General features: G+C 67.4%; 23 protein-coding genes and 2 riboswitches. Of the genes, 9 read left to right on the plus strand and 14 right to left on the minus strand.

Annotation, left to right across the window (positions count from 1 at the left end):
• The 4 genes from dnaG to ACYQ1Z_RS19250 form a co-directional block, all read right to left on the minus strand.
• A partial coding sequence (gene dnaG, locus ACYQ1Z_RS19235; protein WP_459794151.1) for a DNA primase occupies positions 1-1,400 on the minus strand: 1,400 nt, incomplete at its 3' end.
• Positions 1,401-1,464: 64 nt separating this feature from the next.
• On the minus strand, positions 1,465-2,763 hold the full coding sequence (locus ACYQ1Z_RS19240; RefSeq protein ID WP_459794152.1) for a deoxyguanosinetriphosphate triphosphohydrolase: 1,299 nt from the start codon (positions 2,761-2,763) through the stop codon (positions 1,465-1,467).
• Positions 2,756-3,937, minus strand: coding sequence for a tRNA dihydrouridine synthase DusB (dusB, locus tag ACYQ1Z_RS19245; RefSeq protein WP_459794153.1), 1,182 nt, complete (start codon positions 3,935-3,937; stop codon positions 2,756-2,758). Before dusB ends, ACYQ1Z_RS19240 begins: the two co-directional genes overlap by 8 nt.
• Positions 3,938-4,048: 111 nt before the next feature.
• Positions 4,049-5,515, minus strand: a complete 1,467-nt coding sequence (locus ACYQ1Z_RS19250) for a YibE/F family protein (protein ID WP_459794154.1) — start codon at positions 5,513-5,515, stop codon at positions 4,049-4,051.
• A gap of 171 nt (positions 5,516-5,686) precedes the next feature.
• On the opposite strand from ACYQ1Z_RS19250, the gene ACYQ1Z_RS19255 reads away from it, so the two are divergent.
• The gene (locus tag ACYQ1Z_RS19255) at positions 5,687-6,409 is read left to right on the plus strand and encodes an alpha/beta hydrolase (RefSeq protein ID WP_459794196.1); all 723 of its coding nucleotides are present in this window, start codon (positions 5,687-5,689) and stop codon (positions 6,407-6,409) included.
• Between the two features lie 63 nt (positions 6,410-6,472).
• On the plus strand, positions 6,473-7,294 hold the full coding sequence (locus ACYQ1Z_RS19260) for a lysophospholipid acyltransferase family protein (protein ID WP_459794155.1): 822 nt from the start codon (positions 6,473-6,475) through the stop codon (positions 7,292-7,294).
• 82 nt (positions 7,295-7,376) lie between these two features.
• Here ACYQ1Z_RS19260 and ACYQ1Z_RS19265 read toward each other — a convergent pair whose 3' ends face one another.
• The 3 genes from ACYQ1Z_RS19265 to ACYQ1Z_RS19275 form a co-directional block, all read right to left on the minus strand.
• Positions 7,377-8,426 carry a GNAT family N-acetyltransferase gene (locus ACYQ1Z_RS19265; RefSeq protein WP_459794156.1) on the minus strand — a complete coding sequence of 350 codons (1,050 nt, stop codon included), beginning with the start codon at positions 8,424-8,426 and terminating at the stop codon, positions 7,377-7,379.
• Positions 8,427-8,428: 2 nt separating this feature from the next.
• A complete protein-coding gene (locus ACYQ1Z_RS19270) occupies positions 8,429-9,814 on the minus strand; it encodes a glycine--tRNA ligase (protein ID WP_459794157.1) in 1,386 nt (461 codons plus the stop codon).
• Between the two features lie 161 nt (positions 9,815-9,975).
• A complete protein-coding gene (locus ACYQ1Z_RS19275; protein WP_459794158.1) occupies positions 9,976-10,962 on the minus strand; it encodes a DMT family transporter in 987 nt (328 codons plus the stop codon).
• A 32-nt stretch (positions 10,963-10,994) separates the two neighbouring features.
• Between ACYQ1Z_RS19275 and ACYQ1Z_RS19280 the strand changes: the two genes are divergently transcribed.
• On the plus strand, positions 10,995-11,228 hold the full coding sequence (locus tag ACYQ1Z_RS19280; RefSeq protein ID WP_459794159.1) for an RNA-binding S4 domain-containing protein: 234 nt from the start codon (positions 10,995-10,997) through the stop codon (positions 11,226-11,228).
• Between the two features lie 51 nt (positions 11,229-11,279).
• On the opposite strand, the gene ACYQ1Z_RS19285 is transcribed toward ACYQ1Z_RS19280, so the two are convergent.
• Positions 11,280-11,930 carry an alpha/beta hydrolase gene (locus ACYQ1Z_RS19285; RefSeq protein WP_459794160.1) on the minus strand — a complete coding sequence of 217 codons (651 nt, stop codon included), beginning with the start codon at positions 11,928-11,930 and terminating at the stop codon, positions 11,280-11,282.
• Between the two features lie 79 nt (positions 11,931-12,009).
• Between ACYQ1Z_RS19285 and ACYQ1Z_RS19290 the strand changes: the two genes are divergently transcribed.
• Genes ACYQ1Z_RS19290 through ACYQ1Z_RS19300 form a run of 3 tightly spaced genes read left to right on the plus strand, consistent with a single transcriptional unit; the run spans position 12,010 to position 14,647 of the window.
• Positions 12,010-12,879, plus strand: a complete 870-nt coding sequence (locus ACYQ1Z_RS19290; RefSeq protein ID WP_459794161.1) for an SGNH/GDSL hydrolase family protein — start codon at positions 12,010-12,012, stop codon at positions 12,877-12,879.
• A 44-nt stretch (positions 12,880-12,923) separates the two neighbouring features.
• Positions 12,924-14,060, plus strand: a complete 1,137-nt coding sequence (locus ACYQ1Z_RS19295) for a winged helix DNA-binding domain-containing protein (RefSeq protein WP_459794197.1) — start codon at positions 12,924-12,926, stop codon at positions 14,058-14,060.
• A gap of 23 nt (positions 14,061-14,083) precedes the next feature.
• Positions 14,084-14,647: a hypothetical protein gene (locus ACYQ1Z_RS19300; protein WP_459794162.1), complete on the plus strand. Its 564-nt coding sequence runs from the start codon at positions 14,084-14,086 to the stop codon at positions 14,645-14,647.
• A gap of 7 nt (positions 14,648-14,654) precedes the next feature.
• Here ACYQ1Z_RS19300 and ACYQ1Z_RS19305 read toward each other — a convergent pair whose 3' ends face one another.
• Both ACYQ1Z_RS19305 and mmsB read right to left on the minus strand, forming a co-directional pair.
• Positions 14,655-16,139, minus strand: a complete 1,485-nt coding sequence (locus ACYQ1Z_RS19305; protein WP_459794163.1) for a CoA-acylating methylmalonate-semialdehyde dehydrogenase — start codon at positions 16,137-16,139, stop codon at positions 14,655-14,657.
• Between the two features lie 25 nt (positions 16,140-16,164).
• Positions 16,165-17,067, minus strand: a complete 903-nt coding sequence (gene mmsB, locus ACYQ1Z_RS19310) for a 3-hydroxyisobutyrate dehydrogenase (RefSeq protein WP_459794164.1) — start codon at positions 17,065-17,067, stop codon at positions 16,165-16,167.
• A 124-nt stretch (positions 17,068-17,191) separates the two neighbouring features.
• On the opposite strand from mmsB, the gene ACYQ1Z_RS19315 reads away from it, so the two are divergent.
• The gene (locus ACYQ1Z_RS19315) at positions 17,192-18,109 is read left to right on the plus strand and encodes a LysR family transcriptional regulator (RefSeq protein WP_459794165.1); all 918 of its coding nucleotides are present in this window, start codon (positions 17,192-17,194) and stop codon (positions 18,107-18,109) included.
• A gap of 18 nt (positions 18,110-18,127) precedes the next feature.
• Here the strand turns inward: ACYQ1Z_RS19315 and ACYQ1Z_RS19320 are convergent, their stop codons facing one another.
• From ACYQ1Z_RS19320 to ACYQ1Z_RS19335, 4 genes are all read right to left on the minus strand, one after another.
• Positions 18,128-19,246, minus strand: a complete 1,119-nt coding sequence (locus tag ACYQ1Z_RS19320) for a zinc-dependent alcohol dehydrogenase family protein (protein WP_459794166.1) — start codon at positions 19,244-19,246, stop codon at positions 18,128-18,130.
• Between the two features lie 86 nt (positions 19,247-19,332).
• A complete protein-coding gene (locus ACYQ1Z_RS19325; RefSeq protein ID WP_459794167.1) occupies positions 19,333-20,715 on the minus strand; it encodes an MFS transporter in 1,383 nt (460 codons plus the stop codon).
• A 253-nt stretch (positions 20,716-20,968) separates the two neighbouring features.
• On the minus strand, positions 20,969-22,084 hold the full coding sequence (metX, locus tag ACYQ1Z_RS19330) for a homoserine O-acetyltransferase MetX (protein ID WP_459794168.1): 1,116 nt from the start codon (positions 22,082-22,084) through the stop codon (positions 20,969-20,971).
• Between the two features lie 12 nt (positions 22,085-22,096).
• Positions 22,097-22,212: riboswitch (SAM riboswitch) on the minus strand.
• Between the two features lie 109 nt (positions 22,213-22,321).
• The gene (locus tag ACYQ1Z_RS19335) at positions 22,322-23,647 is read right to left on the minus strand and encodes a bifunctional o-acetylhomoserine/o-acetylserine sulfhydrylase (protein ID WP_459794169.1); all 1,326 of its coding nucleotides are present in this window, start codon (positions 23,645-23,647) and stop codon (positions 22,322-22,324) included.
• A 44-nt stretch (positions 23,648-23,691) separates the two neighbouring features.
• Positions 23,692-23,807, minus strand: a riboswitch (SAM riboswitch).
• A gap of 167 nt (positions 23,808-23,974) precedes the next feature.
• Between ACYQ1Z_RS19335 and ACYQ1Z_RS19340 the strand changes: the two genes are divergently transcribed.
• Together ACYQ1Z_RS19340 and ACYQ1Z_RS19345 are read left to right on the plus strand one after the other, a co-directional pair.
• Positions 23,975-24,613 carry a VOC family protein gene (locus tag ACYQ1Z_RS19340; RefSeq protein WP_459794170.1) on the plus strand — a complete coding sequence of 213 codons (639 nt, stop codon included), beginning with the start codon at positions 23,975-23,977 and terminating at the stop codon, positions 24,611-24,613.
• Positions 24,614-24,816: 203 nt separating this feature from the next.
• Complete coding sequence (locus ACYQ1Z_RS19345) at positions 24,817-26,550, plus strand: HNH endonuclease signature motif containing protein (RefSeq protein WP_459794171.1); 1,734 nt, start codon at positions 24,817-24,819, stop codon at positions 26,548-26,550.
• Positions 26,551-26,555: the final 5 nt, after the last annotated feature.

The raw sequence follows: 26,555 nt of genomic DNA on the forward strand, positions 1-26,555 counted from the left end.
CCGCTGGCCGGGGCAGCGCCGGCGTGGGTTCCGGCACCGGAGGGGCGCCCGTTGTCCCCGCGCCTGGCGGCGTTCTTCACTTCGGCGTTGACCAGGCGCAGGACCTCGTTGGGGTCGGGCATGCCCAGCCAGCCGGTCAGGGCCTGGCAGTAGCCCGTCCGGGTGGACGCGTCACGGATGGCGGCCACCACGGGCACGGAGGCCTTCAGGCCCTGCACACGGCCTTCCACGGTGTCCAGGTTGAACTGCTTGAGCGTTGTGCGGATGGCGAATTCGAACAGCGGCCGGCGTGACTGGATCAGGCCGTGCACGGCGTCGTCACCCCTGGCCTGGCGGAGGTCGCAGGGGTCGGCACCTGTGGGTTCAACCGCCACATAGGTCTGGGCCGTGAACCGCTGGTCCTCCTCGAAGGCGCGCAGCGCCGCCTTCTGCCCGGCGGCGTCGCCGTCGAAGGTGAAGATGACCTCTCCCCCGGTGCCGTCGTCGGACAGCAGCCGGCGGGCGATCTTGATGTGCTCGGTGCCGAACGCGGTGCCGCAGGTTGCCACCGCCGTCGTGATTCCTGCCAGGTGGCAGGCCATCACGTCAGTGTAGCCCTCAACCACCACCAGCTGGCGGTCCTTGGCGATGCTCCGCTTGGCGAGGTCGATGCCGTACAGGACCTGGGATTTTTTGTAGAGGGCGGTCTCGGCGGTGTTCAGGTACTTGGGGCCCTGGTCGTCCTCGTACAGCTTGCGCGCGCCGAACCCGATGGTGTCCCCGGCGATGTCCTTGATGGGCCAGATCAGGCGGCCGCGGAAGCGGTCGTAAATACCCCGGTTCCCCTCAGAAAACATGCCGGTCAGCTTCAGTTCCGCATCGGTGAAGCCGCGGCCGCGGAGGTGCTTGAGCAGCGCGTCCCAGCCCTGCGGCGCGTAGCCGCAGCCGAAATGCTCGGCAGCGGCGCGGTCAAAGCCGCGGCCGAACAGGAAGGTCCTGGCCTCGGCGGCGCCGGGGGTCAGCAGCTGGGCACGGAAGAATTCGTCGGCGATCTTGTGCGCGTCCAGCAGCCGCTGCCGGCGGCCGACTTCCTCGCGGCTGGGTCCGGACCCGCCGTCCTCGTAACGCAGCTCGTAGCCGATGCGCGCCGCCAGCTTTTCCACGGCTTCCTGGAAGGAACTGTGGTCCTGCTTCTGGACGAAGGCAATGACGTCGCCGTCCTCGCCGCAGCCGAAGCAGTGGTAGCGGCCCACCTGGGGCCGGACGGTGAACGAGGGCGAGCGCTCGTCATGGAACGGGCACAGGCCCTTGAAGGTGCCCAGCCCGGCGCCCTTCAGGGTGACGTAGCCGTCAACCACTTCCTTGATGTCCGTGCGCTGGCGTACTTCATCAATGTCTTCGCGTTTGATCAGCCCAGCCACAGAAAAATCCTATTCTGCGGGTACGACGGCGGCCGGCAGCCTGCCGCGTTCCCCGCTGCGTAATTCACCACAGCGACGGCAGGCTGCCCACCAGGCGCTCGTACATGGCCAGGGCGGAACCGTCCGTGAGGGACGCCACCTGGTCGATGACCACGCGAAGCCGCGCACCGTCGTCGGCAGCGTCCCGCCAGTCCGCGGCGAACATCGGTTCCAGGTGCCGGTCCCCCGTGGCGCTCAAGGCGGTGACCAGCGCGTGCAGGACTTCCCGCTGGCGTTCGTAGATCGGCTGGCGGTGCTCGGTGGTCATCACGAAGGTCGTGGCCAGGCCCTTCATGACCGCGATTTCCATCACGGTCTCATCCGGAACCATCAGCTCGGCCCCGTAGCGCGTGAGCCGGCCGGGACCGTACACGGCCCGGGTTGTCTCCAGGGCGCTCTGGCAGAACCGGCCGATGAGCTGGCTGGTCATGTTCTTCAGCGCGGCCATGGATTTGCGGCTGCCGTCGGCTTCGCGGACCCACACATCGGTGGCCTCCAGCCGGGCGAGGGCGGCGTCGATGGCAGCGGGATCGTTGTGCGGCAAGTACCACTGCCTGGCGTAGCCCACCACCCGGGCGCGGTGGTCCGGGTTGTCCATCCACCGCAGCTGGAAGTGCCCGGCCACGATCGCGTCCTCCACGTCGTGCACGGAATAGGAGATGTCATCTGCGAGGTCCATGACCTGGGCTTCCAGGCAGGACCTTCGCTCGGGTGCGCCCTGCCGGATCCACTTGAAGATGGGGAGATCGTCCTCGTAGGCGCCGAACTTGCTGGTCCGCTGGCCGTGGATCACCGGTGCCTCCAGCGCGGACCACGGGTATTTGGCGGCCGCGTCCAGGCTGGCGCGGGTGAGGTTCAGCCCGGCGGGCTGCCCGTCGGCGGACAGGACCTTGGGCTCCAGCCTTGTCAGCAGGCGCAGGGTCTGGGCGTTTCCCTCGAACCCGCCAATCGCGTGCGCCACCTCGTTCAGGGCCGATTCCCCATTGTGGCCGAACGGCGGGTGGCCCAGGTCGTGGCTCAGGCAGGCAGTGTCCACAACGTCGGGATCGCAGCCCAGCGCCCGCCCCAGTTCCCGGCCCACCTGGGCAACTTCCAGGCTGTGCGTCAGCCGGGTGCGGACGAAGTCGTCGGTGTCCGGCGCCACCACCTGCGTTTTCGCGCCCAACCGGCGGAGCGCCGAGGAGTGCAGGACCCGGGCACGGTCGCGTTCGAAGTCGGACCGGTAGACACTCTTGGGCGGTTCCTCCACCCAGCGGGCGGAATCGTCGGCGTTATAGCCGGACGTTGTGACAGCCGGGGTCTCGGCCACGGGAGTCTCAGCCACCGGACACGTCCAGTTCAGCGGCGGCGATGTCCCGGGACTGGGCGTCGTTGAGGGCGCGGGAATCGAGCCAGTCCTTGGGCAGGGCGGGCTTCTTCGGAGTGCCGGCACGGCCGCGGGGGCCTTCGGAGTCCACGCCGGGGTACGGCATATCCTGGTCAAGCTCGTCCAGGAGGGACCGGAGTACCTCCAGCGTGGGCACCGTTGCCAGTTTGGCGCGCAGGTCGCCGCCCACCGGGTAGCCCTTGAAGTACCACGCCATGTGCTTGCGGATCTCCCGCAGCGCCTTGTATTCGTCCCCGCCGAACGTTTCGATCATGAGCTGCGCGTGCCGGTACACCCCGGCCGCCACTTGGCCCAGGGTCGGGCGGTGCCGGACGTCGCTGCCTTCGAAGGCTGCCTGCAGGTCGCCGAACAGCCACGGCCGGCCCTGGCAGCCGCGGCCCACCACCACGCCGTCGACACCTGTTTCCCGGACCATCCGGACGGCGTCCTCGGCGGACCAGATGTCGCCATTGCCCAGGACCGGGATGTCGGGGAGCGCTTCGCGCAGCCGTGCGATGGCCGACCAGTCCGCCTGGCCCGAGTAGAACTGCGCGGCCGTGCGGCCGTGGAGCGCGACGGCGGCGACGCCGGAGTCGCGGGCGATCCGGCCGGCGTCGAGGTAGGTGAGGTGGTCGTCGTCGATGCCCTTGCGCATTTTGATGGTCAGCGGGATGTTGCCCTTGGCTGCTTCCTTGACGGCAGTCTGCACGATGGCGGTGAAGAGGTCGATCTTCCAGGGCAGGGCGGAGCCGCCGCCGCGCCGGGTCACCTTGGGCACCGGGCAGCCGAAGTTCAAATCGATGTGGTCGGCACGGTCCTCTTCAACCAGCATCCGTACCGCTGCACCCACGGTGCCCGGGTCCACGCCGTACAGCTGGACGGAGCGGACTTTCTCGTCGTCGTCGTGGGAGATGATGCGAAGCGACTCCGGGGTGCGTTCCACCAGGGCGCGGGACGTGACCATCTCCGCGACGTACATGCCGCCGCCGTATTCACGGCAGAGCCGGCGGAACGCGGAGTTGGTGATTCCGGCCATCGGCGCCAGGATCACCGGCGTGTCGACGGTGATGGGTCCCAGCTTCAGGGGCGGGAGTTCCAGCTTGGGGGCGGGAGGAGTTGCTGCAACAGTCACCATTCCATTGTTGCAAAGCCCGGCAAATCGTGATTCCGGCAGGTGTTCGGCCCGGACCTGTGGCTGGCTGACCAGCAGGAACCAGCCCGCCCGCCCCGCTGCAGTCCGGCGTCAGTTGCCGGCAGCCCGCCGGCCGCGGCGCGTCGCCGGCATGCCGTCAGGCGGGCTGTCGGGTTCTTGTTCCCGCCGCGCGCGGCCTTCCAGCGCCGCGGCGGCGAGGGCCCCCGTGTCGTCGACGCCGTCCGCAACGCTGCGGCCGCCGTCGTCCTGAAGCGCCCTGTCCTGCACCTGCACCCTGTCCTGCTGCTGCACCGTGTTGTGCTGCTGCGCAGCGGGTCCGGCGTCCTTGATGCCGGTCGCCTTGACCACCAGCACGGCGATCAGGGTGGTGACCGGGATGGCCAGGACCAGCCCGATCGAACCCACGAGCGTACGGATGACCTCCTCGGAGAGCTCGGCGCTGGTCAGGGTGTCCGCGAGCGGGCGGTCGTACAGCATCACGATGATGAGGATCGGCAGCGCTGCGCCCGCGTAGGCAAAGGCGATGGTGTACACGGTGGAGGCGATGTGGTCGCGGCCGATCCGCATGGCGGACGTGAAAAGTTTCCGCGCGCTGCTGCCGGGCGCCAGTTCGTACAGCTCCCACACCGCCGAGGACTGGGTGATGGTCACGTCATTGAGGACACCCAGTCCGGAAATGATCAGGCCGCACAGGATTACCCCGGAGATGGAGATGTTGGCCGACGTGTTCACCAGGGTGGTGGCGTCGTGGCTGCCCACGCCGGCGAGGTTGGCGGCGCCGGTCGCCCATGCCGCCAGGAGCGCCGTGATGCCCAGCCCGAAAATCGTCCCCAGCAGGGCCGTTGAGGTCCGGGCCGAAAAACCGTGCGCGAAATACAGCACCCCGATCATGATCACCGTGGATCCCACCAGGGCCAGCAGCAGCGGCGGTTTCCCTTCCACCAGGCCGGGCAGCATAAAGGTCGCCAGCACGAAGTAGGCGCCCACGAGGCCGATCAGCGCCCGGAGGCCGCGCCACCGGGCCACTGCAATCACCACCGCGGCGTACAGCACCGCCAGCAGCACGATGGGCAGGGAACGGACGAAGTCCACGAAGATGTAGGCCGGCGATCCTTGGGAGCCCGCGGCGCCCTGGGCTTGGGACAGGTTCAGGTACCGGATCTGGTCGCCGGGCTTCACCCCGTGGGATTTGGCGACGTCCGGGTTGATGACCACCTTGACCGGGCTGCCGCCCTTGTCCGGCTCCGTAAGGGCAAAGGTGCAATCGGCCCCCTGCTGCGCGGGCGGGTTTTGCGCCTGGCCACCGGAGTCCTGCTGGCCCTGCCCCTGCTGGCCCTGCCCCTGCTGGCTGACGCCCTGCATGCAGTTCTCAACCGACACGCTTTGGATGGTCCCCGTGTCGAACGTGACCCCCGGCGCCGCAGCATACGGGTTGGCCAGCGAGATGCCTTCCTTGCTGCCGGACGGCCACAGCATCGCCATGCCGGCCAGCGTCAGGATGGCGATGGGAATCAGCACCGCCGCCAGGATCCGGTTTGCCCTGCGCCGTGCAGCCATCGCCTGCGGCGTCGGCTCCGAATGACTTTCTGACGTATGGGAGTGGCCGGCGCCCATCAGCAGTGAAACCTCATACCTTGAACTCTACGTCCGGCACCGTAGGGTTGATAAATGGATCAGCGGGAGGTACCAGGCGTGGCCAACCCAATCAGCGAAGACAGCAGCTCCAGGCTGTCCGGGGGCATTTCTGCCGCACCGGCCCACCAGGCGGTGCTGAGCGTCCTGCGGCCCTCGGTTCCCACCCGCGCGGTGGCCCTGGTCCTGCACGGCGGCAAGTCGCACAGCCGCGAACCGGTGGAAGCCAGGCACCTGAGCCCCGCACGGATGGTGCCCTTCGCCCGGCACCTGCACCGCGCCGGGCGCAAGCACGGGCTGGAAGTGTGGCTGCTCCGCAACAGCGTCCGCGGCTGGAACGGCCCGGACATGAGCCCCTTGCAGGACGCCCGGTGGGCCCTTGCGCAGATCACCGAACAGCATCCCGGCCTCCCCGTCTTCCTGGTGGGCCACTCGATGGGCGGACTCACGGCGGTCTGCGCCGCCGACCACCCCCAGGTGGAGGCTGTGGTGGCGCTCGCCCCCTGGCTGAGTCCCCAGACGCCGGTCCGCAATGTGGCGGGCAGGAAGGTCCTGATTGTCCACGGCACCACAGACCGCTGGACCAGTCCCTCCCAGTCGCTGGCGTTCGCCCGCCGGGCAAGCAGTGAAACCGCCAGCGTGCAGTACGTGGCGCTGACAGGCGCGGGCCACTTTATGCTGCGGAAGTTGCGTCTGTGGCAGACCCTTGCCACTGGCTTCGTCATCAAGGCGTTCGCCGAGAGCACCGGCGCCAAGGTCCGCCCGCCCCGCGGCTTCGGCCATCTCCTGCCGGAGTCCGCGGTGCAGGTGACGTTATGACCGGAGGCTGCCCCTTCCAGCCCTGCCCGGCCTCCGGCGTTCGGGCGGGGTAAGGCGGCCTGCATGCTCCGGGGCGTCCCGCCCGGTGACGGACTGTACCGGTTCATGCTGCGGACCGGGCAGTTCCTGCGGTGGGCCTTCCGGATCCGCATCTTGGCGTCGGGGCTTGGACACCTGCCCGCACCGGGGCCGAGGCGGGGTTCCCGCGCGGTCATGCCGGGCAGCGGGGCGGTCTTTGCCGTCACCCACTTCGGCTACCTTGATTTTGCGGTGGCAGAACTCGTCCTGTGGAGGCATTGCCGTGCCAGGCTGCGGTTCCTGATCCACCAGGGTGCCGCCGACCACTGGCTCGCCGGGATGGCGATCAGGACTTCCGGCCAGGTGGTGGTGGGGCGCACCGACCGCAGGGCGGCCTATGGGGAGGCCGTGGCGAAGCTGCGCGCCGGAGAGTATTTGGCGGTGTTTCCCGAAGCCGGGGTGAGCCGCAGCTTCGTGGTCCGCGAGTGCAGGACGGGCGCGGTCCGGATGGCCGCGGAGGCGGGCGTTCCGCTGATACCGGTTTCGGTATGGGGTGCCCACCGGCTGTTGACCAGGGGGCACGGATTTTCGGCTCGGAGGGCCTGGCACGCCCCCGTGCGGATCCAGATCGGTGACCCGCTGCGTTTCGGGCCGGACACAGATGTTCAGGATGCCACGGAGCGGCTCCGCGGTGTGCTCCAGGCCGGGATCGACGCCTGTATTGCCGGTTTCCCGCGGGCACCGGAACCGGGTGCGTGGTGGATGCCGGCGCACCTGGGCGGCAGCGCGCCCACCGAACGGGAACGGCAGGTGATGGACGCGCAGGACGCTGCCGCGCGCCGCCGTCGTGATTCCCGCGCCACGTAGCACCACCCCAAGCAACTAGCGCGAAGTGCCGTTTTGGGCGGTCAAAACGGCACTTCGCGCCACATAGATGGATAGTTGGGTGTCAGTCCGAGACGACGAGGGTCTCTGCGCCCGCGAGCCGGGCTTTGCCGCTTTCCAGGAGGGGTTCGACGGCGGCGCGCAGGGCTGTCATCGAGTCGTCCAGTTCCAGCATCACCGGGTGCTGGTACGCGATGAGTGCGAGGATGTCGCGGACGGCCTCTGCGGCGTCGTCCGCGTCCAGTGCGGGGTCGTGGCCGACGAAAACGTCGGTGGGGGCCCCGGGAGCCGTGCCCTCCGCGCCCTGTTGTTCCAGGTGCGGTGCCGCGTCAGGGTCCGCGGGAGCCGCGTAGCTGACGGCGAAGGCCCGGATCCGGCCCTTCCTGCCCGGCGCGACACCCGCGCCGAACGCGGATTCCGGCTGGGCGCGCAGCACGATGGCGCCGTGCGCTCCCGTGAGGTCGTCCAGGAACAGCTTTTGCACCTGCCCGACGGACAGCACCCCTGGCGAGTCCCAGCCGTGGATGGACGTGTAGTACCGGCCCACGACGTCCGTGAGTTCCACGGAGCCGGTGGCCAGGTCCATCACCACGTCCGAGCCGGCGTTTTCGCCGCTGACGGGCCGGCCGCCGTAATCCTTGTCCGGGAACACCGGAAGTTTCAGCGCCGCGGGCTCCACCACCACCAGGCGGGAGCGCTGGATGGGCGCGAGTCCGGCGGCCTCCGCGAACGCGGCTCCGGGAGTTCCCGGCTCCACCTTGGCGCGCAGCCTGGTGACACCCGACGGCGCGTGTTCGGCTTCGCGGCGCAGCATGGCCAGGAGGCTCGCACCAATGCCTGAGCGCCGGTGGTCCCGGGCCACCTCGATGTAGGTCCAGAGCCGTTCCGGATGCAGCGAGGCTTCATACACGACGCCGGCCGCGACGGGAATGCCGACGCCGTCGATGACGTCCTCGGCCACGATGCAGCGGCGCCACGGGATGCCGCCGCCCCCGTTGGAGGAAACGGCGAGGGCGCCGCGGAACTGACGGGCCTGGGCGGTTTCGGGGTCGCCCCAGATCTCGAGGAGGGCGAGGTCGTCGCCCTCCTGCCATTCGCGGTACTCGATGGCCATGGCTAGGCGCCGATCAGCCGGGCGGCCAGGTAGCCCTCCACCTTGTCCAGGGACACGCGTTCCTGGCTCATGGTGTCCCGCTCGCGGATGGTCACGGCCTGGTCCTCGAGGGTGTCGAAGTCCACGGTGATGCAGAACGGGGTGCCGATTTCGTCCTGGCGGCGGTAGCGGCGGCCGATGGCGCCGGCGTCGTCGAAGTCGATGTTCCAGTTCTTGCGGAGCTGGGTGCCGAGGTCCTTGGCCTTCGGGGACAGTGCCTCATTGCGGCTCAGCGGCAGCACGGCGGCCTTAACCGGCGCCAGGCGCGGGTCAAGCTTCAGCACGGTGCGGACGTCGACGCCGCCCTTGGCGTTGGGTGCCTCGTCCTCGGTGTAGGCGTCGATCAGGAACGCCATGAAGGACCGGGTGAGGCCGGCGGCGGGTTCGATCACGTACGGGATGTAGCGCTCGTTGGTGGCCTGGTTGAAGTAGCTCAGGTCCGTGCCGGAGGCCTTGGCGTGGGTGGAGAGGTCGAAGTCGGTCCGGTTGGCGATGCCTTCCAGCTCGCCCCACTCGGAGCCCTGGAACCCGAAGCGGTACTCGATGTCCGTGGTGCCCTTGGAGTAGTGGCTGAGCTTTTCCTTCGGGTGTTCGAAGAAGCGCAGGTTCTCTTCGCGGATGCCCAGGCCCGTGTACCAGGCCATGCGCTCCTTCATCCAGTACTGGTGCCACTCTTCGTCCGTGCCGGGCTCAACGAAGAACTCCATTTCCATCTGTTCGAACTCGCGGGTGCGGAAGATGAAGTTGCCGGGCGTGATCTCGTTGCGGAAGGACTTGCCGATCTGGCCGATGCCGAACGGCGGCTTCTTCCGGGACGTGGTGAGCACGTTGTTGAAGTTCACGAAGATGCCCTGTGCGGTTTCCGGTCGGAGGTAGTGCAGGCCTTCCTCGCTGGCCACCGGGCCCAGGAAAGTCTTGAGCAGGCCTGAGAACTCCTGCGGTTCGGTCCATTGGCCCCGGGTGCCGCAGTTGGCGCAGACGATGTCCTTCAGCCCGTTTTCGGCGGGGTGGCCCTTCTTTTCCTCGTACTCTTCCTCGAGGTGGTCCGCCCGGTAGCGCTTGTGGCAGGACAGGCACTCGACCAGCGGGTCGGAGAAGACCTCGACGTGGCCGGAGGCTTCCCAAACCTGGCGGGGCAGGATGACGGAGGAGTCCAGGCCCACCACGTCCTCGCGTCCGCGGACAACGGACTGCCACCACTGGCGCTTGATGTTTTCCTTCAGCTCGGCGCCGAGGGGGCCATAGTCCCAGGCAGAGCGCGAACCTCCGTAGATCTCACCGGCCTGGAACACGAAGCCCCTCCGCTTGGAGAGGGAAATGACCTGGTCGAGAACGGATTTTGCTGCCATGGGGGTAACTCCAATTTCTACAGGGCCGCTGGGTGCGGTCCGCGGTTTTTCAGGCCCCGGGCGCTGCCGGCCGTAAGGCACGTCCGGGAGCGCGGCGGGGCGGATGAAGGGATGCGTAAAAGCTGCGTGTCCTAGCCTACCGGCCGCTGCCCGCCCGGATGTTATCGGCGCAGCGCGCCCCGCGGCCACGGCAGGGTCGCCAGGATGATGGCCGCCAGGGTCAGGACTGTGCCCAGCACTGTGGGGAGGGCCACGACGCTGCCCGGGGCGGGAAGGAACACATCCAGCGCCAGCGAACCCAGCAGCTGGCCGGCGATCATCCCGAGGCCCGTGACCAGGACGCCGAGGGTCCGGACCAGCAGGGCCCCGAGGCCAATGAAGACGCAGCCCATGGGTCCGCCCAGGTAGTACCACCACTCCCCCGGCAGCGGGTTGCCCGGACCGGCGACGGCCACCTTGATGCCCAGCACCGTCCACAGGACCAGGCAGCCGGCGATGAAGTTGACCAGGGTGGCGGCAATCGGGGTGCCGTAGTGCACGGTTGCGGTGCCGTTCATGGCCTGCTGGAAGCTCATGAGGAAGCCCGCCGCCACGGGCAGCAGGAGGGGCAGCAGCAGCGCGGCAGCTCCGCCGTCGGGGCCTGTTCCCGGGCCCGACGCAGCAAACCGCGGAGACACGGCCCAGGCGACGGCGGCGATCGTGAGGATACAGCCGATGATGCGGATGCCGGTGACGGACTTCCGGCCGGCGGGGCCAAGGCCCAGCCGGTCCACCAGCAAACCGCTGACTGTCTGGCCCGTGACGGTGGCAACGGTGAACAGCGCGACGCCCAGGATGCCGACCGTGAAGGTCTGGGCGAACACGAAGAGCGCCCCGATGCCGCCGGCCAGGACGTAGGGCCGGGGGAACGCCCGGCTGCGGACGACCGGAAGTATGCGGGCCAGTCCCGCACGGCCGCGCGGCAGGACGAGCGAGATCAGGATCATGACAAGCAGGCCTGTGCTGAAACTCACCACCGCGGCGGTGACGCCGTCGTCGAGCCGGGCACCGAGCGCGCCGTTGATCCGGCCCTGGGCGGGGATGGCAAGGCCTGCGCCCACCGCCAGCGGCAGGCCTGCGAGCACGGGCAGGCGGGAGGTGGAGGTCATTGGATCCACCTTACGTCAGGCATTATTGCTCTATGAGCAACCCCGTTGACGACGTCCCCATCCGCGACAGCATGATCCGCCTCGGCCAGTTGCTGAAGCTCGCCAACCTGGTGGAGGACGGTGTGGAGGCCACCGAGCTGATCAGGAACGGACTCGTCAAGGTCAACGGCGAGATCGACGACCGGCGGGGCCGGCAGCTGCGCAACGGCGATACTGTCACGGTGAACAACCAGACGGTACGCGTGGTGGCGCCCACGGAGGACTGAGCCGACGGAGGACTGAGGGGTCCCACCCTGGCGCGCCCCGCCGTCGTACTCCTATTTCTTTAGGACCTCGTGGGTGAGGAACTCGCCGACGTGCCCGATCTCCTGCTGGTTGATGCCGTGCCACATGCCCGTGTAGAGCACCTTGGTGAGCTTGACGTGCTTGCGGACCCAGCCCATGGTGTAGTCGATCTTGTCCGGCGTGATCACCGGGTCCTGCTGGTCCCTGCCCCAGAACATCGGAATGGTGCCGTCCAGTTCGTCGTCCCGGAAGCTGGGATCGTCGCCTGCGTCCACCACGAAGCCTGAGAGCCCGACGACGGCGGCGAAGTCCGTGGGCCGCTGGCGCAGGAGCGTGGTGGCCATGGCCATGCCCATCGAGAAGCCGAGCAGGGTGACGGACGGGTGCCCGACCCTGATGCTGTCGATCCAGTCCAGCACGTACTCCGATGCACGCTTGACGCGCTCGAGCGAGTAGTCGATGGACGCCGTCAGCGGGAACCACGTGAAGCCGGGACCCATGGCGATCGGCGCCCGCACGGAGGCGACCGCGAAGTCCCCCGGGAGGAGGTCGGCCAGGCTCAGGAGGTCCTGTTCGTTGGCGCCGTAGCCGTGCAGCAGGACGAGCAGCGGTTTGCCGTCGCGCTGGTCCTCCGGGTGGGACCACAGGACAACAGGGGCAGGAAATACTTCGGCTTCAGTCATGGTTTCCATTTTTATCAGCTACCCGAAGGTAACAACCTACGTTCGCGTAGCCGGAGCGGCGAAAGGCAGGATAGGGACCGTGACTGACGCAAGTGCCATCCAGACCCCGCCCGCGCACTCCGGATCCCACCCCTGGACCCGGTACGTGGCCATGGGCGACTCGTTCACCGAAGGCATCGGCGACCCCGAACCTTCAAGCCCCGGCGGCTACCGCGGCTGGGCCGACAGGGTGGCCGAGGAACTGGGCCGCAGCCACCCCGACTTCGCCTACGCCAACCTGGCTGTGCGCGGCCGCCTGCTCCAGCAGATCGTCGACCAGCAGCTGGCACCCTGCCTTGCGCTGAAGCCGGACCTGGTGACGCTGTCCGCCGGCGGCAACGACCTCATCCGTCCCGGCGGCGACCCCGACGCGCTGGCCGAGAAACTCGATTCGGTGGTCCAGATCCTGGCCATGGGCGGAACCACGGTTGTCCTCTTCAACGGGCCTGACACCGGCTCCTCGGTCCTCAGCCGGATCCGCAGCAAGGTGGCCATCTACAACGAGAACCTGCGCACGGTAGCTTCCCGGCACGACGCCATCATCGCCGACATGTGGTCCCTGCGGCAGCTTAGCGACCCGCAGATGTGGGACCAGGACCGGCTGCACTTCTCCCCGCTGGGCCACCACACCATCGCCGCCATGGTGCTGGACGCGCTGAACGTGGATCACACGCTGGAGCCGCTCCAGCCCAAGCCGCTCCCGCCGCGCACCTGGCGGGAAGCACGGTCCGGGGACCTGGTGTGGGCCCGCGAGTACTTCGTCCCCTGGGTGCTCCGCCGGCTGCGGCACCAGTCCTCGGGCGACGGCATCACGGCCAAACGTCCGACGCCGGGTCCCGTCTTCGGCCCGGGAGTTCCACTGGGGTCCGGCGAGGGACCCCTGGGCAGCAGCGAGCCCGCCCGGCGATAACACGCCAGGGCCTGCGGCGCTGGACCCATGGTGGCCAGGTGACGATGGAACCGGACGAGGTGGTTCAGCGGAGGCTGCAGGCACAGATGCTCCGGGAACCGGGTGCGGTGACTGCCGAGGCCGCCCTGCGGAAGCTCCTGGCCGTGCAGTCCCAGGAGTTCGCCTACGCCCGGTGGAGCCTGGCGCAGCGCGTCCCCCGGGCGGCGCCGGTCACCGCCACAGAAATTGAGCAGGCAGTAGGCGAGGGCACGATCCTGCGCACGCATATCCTGCGGCCCACGTGGCACTTCGTCCACCGGGACGACCTCCGCTGGCTGCTGCCCTTGTCAGCGCCGCGGCTTGAGCTGATGAACGCTGCCACCAACCGGCAGACGGGGATCGATGCCGCCACTGCCGCGCGCAGGGCCTCGGTCCTGGCCGGAGCGGTGGCAGGCGGGAACCACCTGACACGTGATGAACTCGCAGGGTCATTGCGGGCAGCGGGGTTCCCGGCGAAGGGCCTGCAGCTGGCGTACCTCATCATGCATGCCGAGGTTTCCGGCATCCTGGTCAGCGGGCGGCCGGTCCGCAGCGCCGGGGGCGCCCTCAAACAGACGTACGCGCTTTTTGACGAGCGGGTGCCCGCCGGATCCGGGACCGCCCGCGCGGACGCGCTCACGGAACTCGTCCGGCGCTATTTCACCAGCCGAGGGCCGGCCACAGTAAAGGACTGTGCAGGCTGGTCCGGGCTGACCGTAACGGACGTCCGGCAGGGAGTGCAGCAAGCACTGGAGGCACATTCCGGCGAGTTGGCGGAAGTGGTGATTGACGGCGTCGACCATTACTGCGCATCCGGGGAGCTCCCGCCTGCTGCTGCGGGGCCGCGGATCGACCTGCTGCAGTGCTATGACGAATACGTGATGGGGTACTCTGCCACCCGGCATTACCTGGGTGGCAGCGCTCCCGCGTTCCCGTTTGGGGGTGAGCCGATGCACGTGGTGCTGTTGGACGGACGGATGGCCGGTTCCTGGCGGCACAACCTGCGAAGGGACCGGTGCGAACTCGACATCCGGCTCGCAGGCTCCGCCGCCGACAGGCCGGCCCCACCCCTGGCAGCTGCGCTCCAGGCGGCCGTGGACCGGTACGAACGGTTTATTGGCGTACCCGTGGTGGCTGTGTCCTCCGGCACTAAGCTTGGATGAGACAACATGAGAGGTGCAGCATCGTGCTCGACCTGTTTTTCTGGATCATCATCCTGTCACTCCTGATCCCGGTGGGGATGCGGATGTACCGCAAATCCGTTGACCGCAGGAACCAGGACCAAGGCTTCTCCGGCGGGTATCCGGGGCAGTTTCCGGAGCCAGGGCAATTTCCGGGACAGTTCCCGGGCTCCGCCGGCCCGCAGAGCAAAACGCCCCGCGACGGCTACACCCAGCAGGACTACTTCGCCGGCGGATTCCGCAGCATCGAACGCCGGCAGCAGCCCGCCGACAATCCCCAGCCGCTGCCCTACCAGTATGGACAGCCGCCGGTGCCCCCCGTGGGTAACGGACCGTGGGCACCCCAGGAACCACCATTCCAGCAGCCCCCGTCCCAGCAGCCTGGGACCGGTCAACCCGGCGCCTACCAGGCCCCGGAGCAGCCGGGCGGGCCAGGTACTCCCCCGCCGCCGTCGGCCCCGCAGGGCTTCCGTGCCCGGAAGCTTGCGGAGCTCGACCAGCAATACAGCAACGGCGAACTGTCGGTCGAGGAGTACATGGCCCGCCGCGGCGAGATCATGAACGGCTGACGGGCGCCTAATCCACCTGCGGGAATCCGAGGTCGATAACGGAGGTGGACGGATCCGGCCACCGCGTGGTCACCACCTTGCCGCGCGTGTAGAAGCGGATGCTCTCGGGACCGTACATGTGCGTGTCGCCGAACAGGGAGCTCTTCCAGCCGCCAAAGGAGAACGTGCCTACCGGCACCGGGATGGGCACGTTGACACCCACCATGCCGGCTTCGACGTCGAACTCGAACTGGCGTGCCGCGCCGCCGTCGCGGGTGAAAATGGCCACGCCGTTGCCGAATTCGTTCTCGTTGACCAGGCGTACGGCGTCACTGTAGGTGTCAGCGCGGACCACTGACAGGACCGGGCCGAAGATCTCGTCGTCATAGACCTTCATGCCTGGCTTGACGTGGTCCACCAGGCTGACGCCGATGAAGAACCCGTTCGAGTCGAACTGCTGCTCGCGGCCGTCAACCACCACCGTGGCGCCTTCGCCCTCGGCGCCGGCAACGTACGACGCCACCCGGTCCCGGTGTTCGGCCGTGATGAGCGGACCCATCTGGGATGCCGGATCCGTTCCGGGGCCGATCTTCAGGCCCGCCATCCGGCTCTTGATCGCCGCCACCAGGTCATCGGCGATATTGCCCACCGCCACCAGGACGCTGACTGCCATGCAGCGCTCACCGGCGGAGCCGTATGCCGCGGAGATGGCGGCATCGGCTGCCATGTCCAGGTCGGCGTCGGGCAGGACCACCATGTGGTTCTTGGCGCCGCCCAGGGCCTGGACCCGTTTGCCGTGGTCCGCGGCGCGCTTGTAGATGGACTGGGCGATGGGCGTTGACCCGACGAAGCTGACCGCCTTCACATCCGGGTGCTCCAGCAGCACGTCCACTGCCTCCTTGTCCCCCTGGACAACGTTAAGCACGCCGGCCGGAAGTCCGGCCTCGGCGAACACCTCGGCGATGAAGACGGCGGACGACGGGTCCTTCTCGCTGGGCTTCAGCAGCACGGTGTTGCCGCACGCCAGCGCGCTGCCGATCATCCACAACGGCACCATGGCGGGGAAGTTGAACGGCGTGATGCACGCGACCACACCCACCGGCTGGCGGACGGAGTGAACGTCCACACCGCTGGAAACCTGCTCGGAGCGTTCCCCCTTGAGCATGTGTGACAGTCCGGTCGCAAACTCGATGTTCTCGAGGCCGCGGGAGATCTCACCCTCGGCGTCGGAGAGGACCTTGCCGTGCTCGCTGGTCAGGATCGCTGCCAGCTCGGATTTGCGTGCCGTGAGGATTTCGCGGACGCGGAAGAAGATGTTGGTGCGCTTGGCCAGGGAGGTGGCCCGCCACGCCGGCAGGGCAGTCTTCGCGGCGGCAATGGCCTCCTCCACCCGGGCGGCGGAGGCGAGAGCCACCTGCTTGTCCTGGGCGCCGGTTGCCGGGTTGAAGACCGGGCCGAACCGTTCGGCGTCGGATACAAGGGCGCCGTTGATGAAATGGGGAATGGTCTGCATGGGTGCCTCTTTCGGAAAAACGTTGTTACTCGGCTGCTGCCAGCGTGCCGTCAACGAGCTTGATGATCATGGAACAGTCCTTGCCTGCTTCGCCGGCATCGATAAGCCGCTGGAACAGCTCCTGGACGTGCCTGCCGATCTCCAGCGGTGTGCCGGTATCCTCTGCCGCGCTGATCGCCAGCCCGATGTCCTTGTTGGCCAGTTCAGTGGTGAAGGTCGGCGCGAAATCGTTGTTGGACGCGGCCGTGGGGACCACGCCCGGGACGGGGTACCAGGTGCGCAGGGCCCAGCTGTCCCCGGAGGAAACAGACGCGATGTCCCAGAAGACCTGCTTGTCCAGGCCCAGCCGGTCCGCCAGGACGGCGCCCTCGGCGGTGGAGGCCAGATTGATCAGGAGCATCAGGTTGTTGCAGATCTTGGCGGCCTGGCCGGTGGTGGCGCCTCCGGTGGGGATAATGTTTGCTGCCATGGGCCGGATGTACTCCGTGGCCTCCGCCACCGCCCCGTCCTCGCCGCCCACCATGAACGTCAGCGTCCCGGCCTTTGCCCCGCTCATGCCGCCCGAGACCGGCGCATCGACGAAACGGAAGCCGGCGGCAGCAGCGGCGTCGTGCAGTTCCTTGGCTGCGGCGATGTCAATGGTGGAGGAATCCACCAAGAGGGTGCGTGTGGCGGCGTGAGCCAGGATGCCTTGGTCCCCCAGATACACCGCCTTGGCGTGCTCCCCCTTGGGGAGCATGGTGAAGACGACGTCGGCGCCGTCCACAGCGTCGGCGATGCTCCGGGCTGGCTTGACTCCTGCGGCTTCCGCCCCGGAGACAGCAGCCGGGTTCAGGTCGAATCCCCGTACGTCGTGCCCTGCTTTGACGAGGTTCGCAGACATGGAGCCGCCCATGTTTCCCAACCCGATCCAACCGATTACCGCCATGGCATAAGCTCCTTCGCTCTGCTCCCGGCCGCCTTGGCCGGAATGCTCAGTGTCCACCGTCACATCCTGTTAGAGTGCAATCAAGGAGAAAAATCACAGATGGCATGTGCATGGATGCACACTGATGGAAAGGTTCGGACGAGTGGGCAGGCTTCCCAACCCGGACGACTTGCTGATCCTGCTGACCGTGGCACGGCTGGGACGGTTCAATGCGGTAGCGGAGGCACTGGGCACCACGCACACCACAATTTCGCGGCGGATCCTGGCGCTTGACAGGCAGCTGGGCGGGCGGACACTCGAACGGAGCCCGCACGGCTGGGAGTTGACAGAGCTCGGCACTTCGGCCGTGGCAGCCGCAGAAGCCATTGAAGAGACGCTCGGCTCGCTGGCAGGAGCCATTTGCCAGGAACACGGCGCCCTCTCGGGCATGGTCCGGATCAGCACCTCCGACGGTTTCGGCGCCGAATTCGTGGCGCCTGCCCTGGTCCGCCTCCAGCAACGCCACCCCCTGCTGAATGTTGAAATGCTCAGCGCCACCCGCAAAGTCAGCCGCAACAGGTCCGGCGTGGACCTCGAAGTGGTGGTGGGCGGAGCAGATGTCAGCAACGCCCAGACGATCTTCCTCACGAACTACTACCTCCGGCTCTATGCCAGTGCCGGGTACGCCCAGCGGCGCGGCCTGCCTGAAACGCCCGACGACGTGGGGCAGCACGGCTTCGTGTCGTACGTTGAGTCGGCACTCCAAGTTGCGGAGTTGGGCCATCGCTCATCCCAGCTGCCCATGCCAAAATCCAGCTTCCAGGCGACGAGCATCTTTGCGCAGGTGGAGGCCGTACGCAGGGGTGCGGGCATCGGGCTGCTGCCGAACTTCATGGTGGCCCGGGACCCCGCCTTCGTGCCCGTCCTGCCGCACGATTTCGAGCGCCAGCTGCCCATCTGGGCTGTCGGCCGGCCGGAATCACTGCGCTCGGGGCGCGTGCAGGCAGTCCTTGCCGCCCTCAGGGAGGAAGTGTCGGCCCGGCAGGACCTGCTCGCAGCCTGAGCTCCGTTCCGGAAGCTTTTACGCCTGGAACAGCCGCCTGACTACCCGCCCGGCTGCCAGCGCGTCCAGCCCTTCGTTGATCTCGGCGAGGGGGCGGGTGTCCGAATGCAGCAGTTCGACCGGCAGCCGGCCCTCCCGCCAGTATCCCAGGTACCTCGGGATGTCCCGTTCCGGCACGGCATCGCCCATGTAGGACCCCAGCAGCCGCTTGCCGGCACCGGCAAACTGCAGCCCCGGAACGGTCAGTTCCGCCGAGGGGTGCGGCAGGCCTACGGACACTACAGCGCCGCCGCGGGTCACGTGCTCCAGGCACGAGGCGATCACGCGGGCGGAACCGACCGCTTCCACGGCAACGTCCACGCCGTCACCGGTGGCATCGGCTACCAGGCGGGCGGCGTCGTCGGGCGTTCCTGCCGCAGTAGCGCCGCAGTCAAGGGCCAGCTGGTGCTTTCCCTGGTTCGGATCGATTGCGATGACCGAACCGGCACCGGCCAGCCGCGCCGCCATGATGGCGGAAAGGCCCACAGCGCCGAGGCCGAAGACGGCAACGGATTCCCCGTCGTCGAGCTTTGCTGTATTGAGCACGGCCCCCATGCCGGTCAGCACTGCGCAGCCGAACATCGCCGCCACCGTGTCCGGAACGTTGTCATCGATGACCACCACCGATTCCCGTGCCACCACCGCGTAATCAGCGAAAGCGGAGACACCCAGGTGGTGGTTGATGCGGCCTCCCTGGCGGGTCCGCAGCAGCGCCTCGCCGTGCAGCAGGTCGCCGGACCCGTTGACCTCGGCCGCCCGGTGGCACAGGGCAGGGCGGCCGGCCCGGCAGGCCCGGCAGTCACCGCAGCTCGGCACGAAGACCAGGACGACATGGTCGCCCACCGAAACATCAGTGATTCCGCTGCCCACGGACAGCACCCGGCCCACCGCTTCATGACCAAGCGCCATCGGCAGTGGACGGACCCGCGAGCCGTCCACGACGGAGAGGTCGGAGTGGCACAGGCTCGAATAGGTGATGGCGATACCGAGTTCACCGGCGCGCGGATCCGGCCGTTCCAGCTCCTCCACCACAAGGGGGCGTGCCTCGGAGTACCTGGCTCCTGAGGGAACGGTGTTGTACAGGACAGCGGCTCGCATGGCAGCTCCTTGCTGTGGCTGGATCGTGGGACGCACAACTGCCCGGATCCGGGCAGCTGCCTTGGCTCGTGCCGCCTGGCGGCTTGCTACTTCTTGTTGGCAGCGAGGAGCGCTGCGGTGCCCTTGGCATCCGCGGCATCCACGTCGTGCAGCGAGATGCCCTTCGTCTCTTTGAGGAAGAACACGGATACTGCGGTCACGATGCAGGCACCCAGCAGGTACAGGGCCACCGGGGTGGAGGACTTGAAGTTGCTGAGCAGCGCCGTGGCGATGATCGGGGCCAGTGAACCGGCCACGATCGAGGTCACCTGGTAGCCCAGGGATACGCCGGAGTAGCGCATCCGGGTGGGGAACATTTCCGCCATGATGGACGGCTGGCCCGCGTACATCAGCGCATGGAAGAGCAGGCCGATGGTGATGGCGGCCAGGATGACCATGTCGTTGGCGGTGTCCATCATGGGGAAGGCAAAGAATCCCCAGGTCCCGCCGAGGATTGCGCCTGCCATGTAGACGGGGCGCCGGCCAAAGGTGTCGGAGAGCTTGCCGACCAGCGGGACGGCGCAGAAGTGGATGAAGTGTGCCACCAGCAGGAGGAGCAGGATGCGGGAGGTGTCAGTCTGGACGACGACCTTCAGGTAGGTGATGGAGAATGTCACCACAAGGTAGTAGAGGATATTCTCGGCGAACCGGAGGCCCATCGCGGTGAAGACGCCGCGGGGGTAACGGCGGAAGACCTCGGCGACGCCGTAGCCCTTCTTTTCCGCGGTGACTTCCTTGCGTGCCTCGATGAAGATCGGCGCATCCTGGACCTTGGTGCGGATGTAGTAGCCGATGATCACGATCACGGCAGACAGCCAGAACGCCACGCGCCAGCCCCAGCCGAGGAAGGCTTCCTGGGACAGCGTGGAGGACAGCGTGAACAGCACACCCGTGGCAAGCAGGTTCCCCATCGGAACTGCGGACTGCGGCCAGCTGGCCCAGAACCCGCGCGAGTGGCTGGGGCTGTGCTCGGCGACGAGCAGCACGGCGCCGCCCCATTCACCACCGACGGCGAAGCCCTGCACGAACCGCAGGAAGACCAGCAACGCCGGGGCCCAGTAGCCGATTTCGGCGAAGGTGGGCAGGCAGCCCATGAGGAAGGTGGCGACGCCAACCATGATGATGCTCAACTGGAGCAGCTGCTTGCGGCCGAACTTATCGCCGAAGTGGCCAAAGACAATGCCCCCGATGGGCCGGGCAACGAAGCCCACGGCATAGGTGACGAAGGCGGCGATGATGCCGTCCAGCTCTGTACCCGAATTGGGGAAGAACGTCTTGCCGAACACGAGCGTGGCGGCCGACGCGTAGAGGAAGAACTCATACCATTCCACGACCGTGCCTGCCATGGAGGCCGTGACGACCTTCTTGAGGCCTGAAGCTTTGACGTCGGTTTCCTCGAGCCGCCCTGCGGCGGAGCGTTCCGTACTCATTAGTGAACTCCTTTGGCGTCTTCGTCGACACCACATGGGACCGGATGGCGGTTTTGTGATTTGCATAACAAAACCGCAGATTCACATGAGTATTCCTCGGGGAAGCTGGGAGCTCAACGGCGAATACCGCAGAAGCGGTGTGCAAAATTGCACAATCGTTCGGTGTGCGCACGGCAGGGCGCGGAAAGACCCGCAAAGCGTCCGGTTTTTCCCTCAGTGCCGGCGCGCCTCCCAGGTCCGGGTGGCTGCATCCTCAGGGCAAGAGGTGACAGCGAAGCTGTGCGCCCAGCTGCCCGATCTCGGTGAGAAAGCCGTCGTGCCCGATCGGGGCTTTGATGAGGTGCACGTCCACGTCCCCCGGGAGCGCCTCTGCAAGCTCGCGGGACTGGGAAGGGAAGTAGAGCCGGTCGGAGTCCACGGCGGCCACGAAGAAACGGGCATCCGAGCGGGCAAGCGACTCGGCGAGGGTGCCGCGGCCCCGGCAGACATCGTGGCTCATCAGCGCTTCTGTCAGGGCGATGTAGCTGTTGGCGTCGAAACGCTTCACCAGCTTTTTGCCCTGGTGGTCAAGGTAGCTCTCGACCTGGTACCGGCCCCGCGCCGCCAGTACTTCACCCTGCAAGGGAGACTCAGGTGCCTGGGGTGCCCGCCCGAACCTGCCGTCGAGCTCCGCGGCGGATCGGTAGGTGATGTGCGCAATGCGGCGCGCCAGGGCCAGCCCGCTTTCGGGGAAGGGCCCGTTGTAGTAGTCGCCACCATTGAAGTGCGGGTCCTGGCGGATGGCAAGGGTCTGGGCCTGCGCGAAGGCGATCTGCTCGGCCGTGCTGGCGGCACCAACGGCGATGACTGCGCACCGCTGCACGCGCCCGGGGTAGGTGATGGCCCACTCCAGGGCCCGGGCCCCGCCCATCGAGCCGCCGAGGACCGCGTACCAGCTGCGGATCCCCAGCCGGTCCGCCAGCCGTGCCTCCGCAACGGTGCTGTCCCGGAGCGTCACCAGCGGGAAGCGGGAACCCCACGGGCTGCCGTCCGGGGAGGGCGACGACGGGCCGGTAGACCCGTAGCAACCGCCGACGATGTTGATGGACACTACGAAGAACCGTTCGGTATCTACCGGCGCGCCGGGGCCTGCCAGCTGTTCCCACCAGCCTTCTTCGTCGCTGTCACCGCGCGTGACGTGGGTGCTGCCGGTCAGGGCGTGTTCAATCAGGATGGCGTTGCTGCCGTCAGCGTTGAGCGTGCCCCAGGTTTCGTAGGCGAGCGTGACATCCGGCAGGTAGCCGCCGCCTTCGAGCTCCAGCCCGCCGATGGAGGCATAGCGGACAATTCCGTGTTCGGGAACGGTGGTACGGGCGACGGTAACCGTCATGGCAAGACCTCTTCTACGCGCTTGCCCACCGGCGGATGACCGGCAGGCCAGGTCTTCACCCGGGGCACCCCACCGCGGAAGGAGGGTTGCCGGCCAGCAAGCCGGGGCTGTCGCTGGCACTCATGACCTGGTTCGAGTGTACGAAACACCACCCGCTCCGGGCCAAGAGTGTGACTGGTTATGACTTCCCGGATTGCCGCCCGCCTGCCGGACCGGCCGCCGTCGTGATTTACCTGCTCAGGCGCCTGGCGCCTCCTTGGCGGCACGGAAGCCGGCCTCAAGGTCGGCCAGGATGTCGTCGATATGCTCCAGGCCCACCGAGAGCCGGACCAGTCCGGGTGCGACTCCGGCGGCCGCCTGCTGTTCGGGGGTGAGCTGGCTGTGCGTGGTCGACGCCGGGTGGATGACCAGGGAGCGGACGTCGCCGATGTTGGCAACATGGGAGTGCAGCTCCAACGCGTCGACGAACCGCTTCCCCGCTTCGGCGCCACCGGCGAGGTTGAAGGCGACAATCGCGCCGGTGCCCAAGGGACCATACTTGCTGCCGCGTTCGTACCAGGGGCTGGAGGGCAGCCCTGCGTAGGCGACCGACTCGACGTCGTTCCTCGCTTCAAGCCAGCGGGCAACCTCGGTGGCGTTGGCCACGTGCCGCTCCACGCGCAGGCTCAGGGTCTCCAGGCCCTGGGAAATCAGGAAGGCGTTGAACGGTGACACAGCCGAACCGAGGTCCCGCAGGAGCTGGACACGGGCCTTGAGGATGTATGACAGGTTGGCTCCCAGCGCCCCGCCCTCGCCGAGGTCCCGGCCGTAGACCAGGCCGTTGTAGGTGGGATCGGGGGTGTTGAAGCCGGGGAAGCGTTCGGGGTCCTTGCTGAAATCGAACTTTCCGGAGTCCACGATGACGCCGGCGATCGCCGCACCGTGGCCGCCGAGGTACTTGGTTGCCGAATGGACCACGATGTCAGCACCCCACTCCAGCGGGCGGATCAGGTACGGCGTGGACAGGGTATTGTCCACTATCAGGGGCACACCCGCCTCATGGGCCACCGCCGAAACGCCCTCGATGTCCAGGACGTCCTGTCGTGGATTCGAAACCACCTCACCGAAGAACAGCTTGGTGTTGGGCCGGACTGCGTTGCGCCACTGGTCGAGGTTGTCGGGGTCCTCGACGAAGGTGACGGAGATGCCGAACTTTTTTAGGGTGTGCGCGAACAGGTTGTAGGTGCCGCCGTAGAGGCTGGGGCTGGCGACAATGTGGTCACCGGCTTCTGCGATATTCAGGACGGCGAACGTCTCCGCCGCCTGCCCGGAGCTGAGCAGCAGCGCGGCCAGGCCGCCTTCCAGGCTTGCGATCCGCTGTTCAACGGCGTCCTGCGTGGGGTTGCCGATGCGGGTGTAGATCGGAGCAAGCTCGGCCAGCGCGAAGCGGTTCGCAGCACTTTCGGCGCTCGGAAACACAAAGGAAGTGGACTGGTAGATGGGGAGTGCACGGGCGCCGGTGGCGGCGTCCGGTTCCTGGCCCACGTGGATCTGGCGGGTTTCGAAGGACCAACCGTTGGACATTTCAAGGCTCCTTTGACATGGGCCCGGCATGCTGGGAGCACCTCGGGCCGCGCTTGCCATCCGGCCGTTACCGGACAGCCCGGTCCTCACCCGGGGCACCCCACCGCGGAAGGAGGGTTGCCGGCCAGCGAGCCGGGGCTTGGCGCTGGCACTCATGACCTGAGCCCAGTGTAGGAACTTCGGTCGCGCGCCGGACAGCATTGTGACGAACATGGTCCGGCAGCTTTATTACCGCTCCCCGGGCAGCCGGAAAGGGCCTGGCCTCGGAAAATCCCGGTAAGGCAACCCTAAGCTGAGAGCCTGATCACAAAGTGCCAAGATGATGGCATGCGCATGGATCACGTCTCTTACGCCTGTGAACAAGATGGCCTCGCGGCCACAACCGAACGTATTTCCTCTGCCCTCGGCGTTGAGGCAGTGAAAGGCGGGGTACACCCCCGGTTCGGAACCCGGAATATGATCATCCCGCTCGCGGGCCACAAGTACCTTGAGGTCGTGGAGGTCCTGGACCACCCGGCATCGGACAAGGCGCCCTTCGGGCAGGCAGTGCGTGCCCGCTCGGCGGCCGGTGGCGGCTGGATGGGCTGGTGCGTCGAAGTGGACGACCTTGCCCCCTTCGAAGAGCGCCTTGGCCGCGCGGCAGTCAACGGCAACCGCAAGTTCCCGGACGGCCGCGAACTGGTGTGGAAGCAGATTGGCATCCTCGGCCTCATCGCCGATCCGCAGGTGCCGTACATGCTCAAGTGGGAGGGCGATCCGTCGCTGCACCCGTCCAACGCCTACGAGAGCAACATCAAGATGAGCTGCCTGACCATTGCCGGCTCCGCCTCGCGGGTAACCGAGTGGCTGGGTGAACCGGTGGAAAAGCCGCTGGAGGATGTTGCTGTTGAGTGGGTTGCCCCGCACGGCACCCCCGGCATCCTCTCGGTCACGTTCGAAACCGCTAACGGGGCCGTCACCATCTGACGCCTCCCTGCCCTGGTCCGGTACAGCCCGACCAGGGCAGCCGGGCGTCCACCGCCCGGCGCAACACTTCGGCCGCTATCAGCTTGTGACAACGGCGTCACTTGCCGATAGCGGCCGAATCCATTTTCCCGCCGGTTTTCTTGCGGCTGCCTGTGAGGACGCCGGCCGACGAAAATGTCAGTGCCTCCACCGATGATGTTGGTATGGGAAACGGCGCAGGGACGGCGGCAGTGATGGAAGGACTTCACGCCTCTTTTGCTGCTCTCGCCGCGCTTACCGCTGAAGACGCCGCCCTCGCCTCTGCCGGAACTCCGGCTGTAGCCGGGGACGGGGTTGATGTGCTGCAGCGGGCCTACGAACTCAGGCTCGAACGCTTGGGCGTGACAAAGAAGCTGCAGGCCCAGCTGTCGGCGCTTCAGGCCCGGGACGCGTCCGGGGCCTTGGACCTGCAGCACGCGATGACACCGCCGGATGCGCCCCTGCACGAGCGGACCTACACGGAGATGTCGACCATCGAGGAGATCGCCGGGATCCTGACCATCAGTTCCGGGGCGGCGTCCGCGTTCGTGACCCAGTCCCGGCAGGTGTGTGGGCTGCCGCCGGTCATCGAAGCCCTGTCCACCGGGGTCATGTCCTGGCAGCAGGCCCGGATTTTCGCGGACGAAACCGAGGCCCTGGACCACCCCGCTGCGGCCGCGCTGGTGGGACACTTCCTCGACCCCGACGCGCCCAACCCCGCCAGGGGCTGCCCCGCACCGGAGCTGGTGCCCACCCGGCTGCGGGCGAAAGTTCGGGGCTGGCGGGAACGCCACCACCCCGAATCCATAGAAAAACGCCACCGCAAGTCCGCGGCGGACCGGCGGGTCGAATACACCCCGGACCGGGACGGGATGGTCTGGATCTCCGCCTACCTCCCAGCAGACCAGGCACTGGCCATCAACAACGGCCTAACCGCAACCGCCAGGACCCTGCAGGGACCCAACGAACCCCGCACCCTCACCCACCTCAAAACCGACATCTTCGCTGCAAGACTCCTCACCAACCGGACAGCCACCGCCCCGGACCCCGGCGGCACGGGCCCGGATGAAGCCAAGGTCCCCACGCCCCGCGCCGAGGTCCTCGTGACCGTCCCGGTGTTCGCGCTCCTTGGCCTCACCGACGAACCCGCCGAACTCGATGGCTACGGACCCATCCCCGCCTCCATCGCGCGTCAACTCCTCGCCGGCGGCGCCGAATCCTTCCGCCGCGTCCTGCTCGACCCAAGGGACGGAACACCCCTGGAAATCGGCCGCACCAGCTACCGCCTCACCAAAGCCATGAAAAAAGCGCTCCAACTCAGGGACAGCAAGTGTGTCTTTCCCGGCTGCAGCAACAACGCCCTCGACAACGACACCGACCACCTCACAGCCTGGCAGCACGGCGGAACCACCGGCATCAGCAACCTCGCCCAACTCTGCCCTCGCCACCACCGCCTGAAACACAACAGCAGCTGGGAACCAACAGCCGCCACAAAAGACGAACCACCCGGCTGGACCTCACCCACCGGCCGCCACTACACAGCCGAACAACCCGACCGCCAACCACCGAAGTGGCCAGCTGGTATGGGTGTGGCGCCGGTGGGAGTGGAAGAACCCGGGAAGGGACAGAGTTCAGGAGGGAAACAGGGTTCAGAAGGGCGCGGTTCGGACGCAGCTCCCGACGCAGGACCAGCCGCACCACCCTGGCCGGATCCTGCCTGGCCCGATCCTGCATGGTTCGATTCAGCACCGCCCGATCTGGAGCCTCCAGGCGACGAACCCGAAGACGAAAACCTCATCGACGCCAACGAACTCGAACCCGACGACCCCATCTGGGAAGCCTTCTACGCCAAACCCTCCAACCTGCCACCCGACCCACAACCGGAATGGATACTCCTGCTCGAGGCCACGGCTCCCTGACCGCA

The sequence above is a fragment of the Arthrobacter sp. AD-310 genome, from assembly GCF_054656615.1.

What these genes read in the sequence shown, in the direction of transcription:
- metX (WP_459794168.1), bottom strand. Translation starts at nt 22,084, where the DNA reads ATGACGGTTACCGTCGCCCGTACCACCGTTCCCGAACACGGAATTGTC.
- ACYQ1Z_RS19325 (WP_459794167.1), bottom strand. Translation starts at nt 20,715, where the DNA reads ATGAGTACGGAACGCTCCGCCGCAGGGCGGCTCGAGGAAACCGACGTC.
- ACYQ1Z_RS19315 (WP_459794165.1), top strand. Translation starts at nt 17,192, where the DNA reads ATGGAAAGGTTCGGACGAGTGGGCAGGCTTCCCAACCCGGACGACTTG.
- ACYQ1Z_RS19320 (WP_459794166.1), bottom strand. Translation starts at nt 19,246, where the DNA reads ATGCGAGCCGCTGTCCTGTACAACACCGTTCCCTCAGGAGCCAGGTAC.
- ACYQ1Z_RS19270 (WP_459794157.1), bottom strand. Translation starts at nt 9,814, where the DNA reads ATGGCAGCAAAATCCGTTCTCGACCAGGTCATTTCCCTCTCCAAGCGG.
- ACYQ1Z_RS19285 (WP_459794160.1), bottom strand. Translation starts at nt 11,930, where the DNA reads ATGACTGAAGCCGAAGTATTTCCTGCCCCTGTTGTCCTGTGGTCCCAC.
- ACYQ1Z_RS19280 (WP_459794159.1), top strand. Translation starts at nt 10,995, where the DNA reads ATGAGCAACCCCGTTGACGACGTCCCCATCCGCGACAGCATGATCCGC.
- ACYQ1Z_RS19340 (WP_459794170.1), top strand. Translation starts at nt 23,975, where the DNA reads ATGCGCATGGATCACGTCTCTTACGCCTGTGAACAAGATGGCCTCGCG.
- ACYQ1Z_RS19335 (WP_459794169.1), bottom strand. Translation starts at nt 23,647, where the DNA reads ATGTCCAACGGTTGGTCCTTCGAAACCCGCCAGATCCACGTGGGCCAG.
- ACYQ1Z_RS19295 (WP_459794197.1), top strand. Translation starts at nt 12,924, where the DNA reads ATGGAACCGGACGAGGTGGTTCAGCGGAGGCTGCAGGCACAGATGCTC.
- ACYQ1Z_RS19260 (WP_459794155.1), top strand. Translation starts at nt 6,473, where the DNA reads ATGCTCCGGGGCGTCCCGCCCGGTGACGGACTGTACCGGTTCATGCTG.
- ACYQ1Z_RS19345 (WP_459794171.1), top strand. Translation starts at nt 24,817, where the DNA reads ATGGGAAACGGCGCAGGGACGGCGGCAGTGATGGAAGGACTTCACGCC.
- ACYQ1Z_RS19305 (WP_459794163.1), bottom strand. Translation starts at nt 16,139, where the DNA reads ATGCAGACCATTCCCCATTTCATCAACGGCGCCCTTGTATCCGACGCC.
- ACYQ1Z_RS19275 (WP_459794158.1), bottom strand. Translation starts at nt 10,962, where the DNA reads ATGACCTCCACCTCCCGCCTGCCCGTGCTCGCAGGCCTGCCGCTGGCG.
- mmsB (WP_459794164.1), bottom strand. Translation starts at nt 17,067, where the DNA reads ATGGCGGTAATCGGTTGGATCGGGTTGGGAAACATGGGCGGCTCCATG.
- ACYQ1Z_RS19250 (WP_459794154.1), bottom strand. Translation starts at nt 5,515, where the DNA reads ATGGCTGCACGGCGCAGGGCAAACCGGATCCTGGCGGCGGTGCTGATT.
- ACYQ1Z_RS19265 (WP_459794156.1), bottom strand. Translation starts at nt 8,426, where the DNA reads ATGGCCATCGAGTACCGCGAATGGCAGGAGGGCGACGACCTCGCCCTC.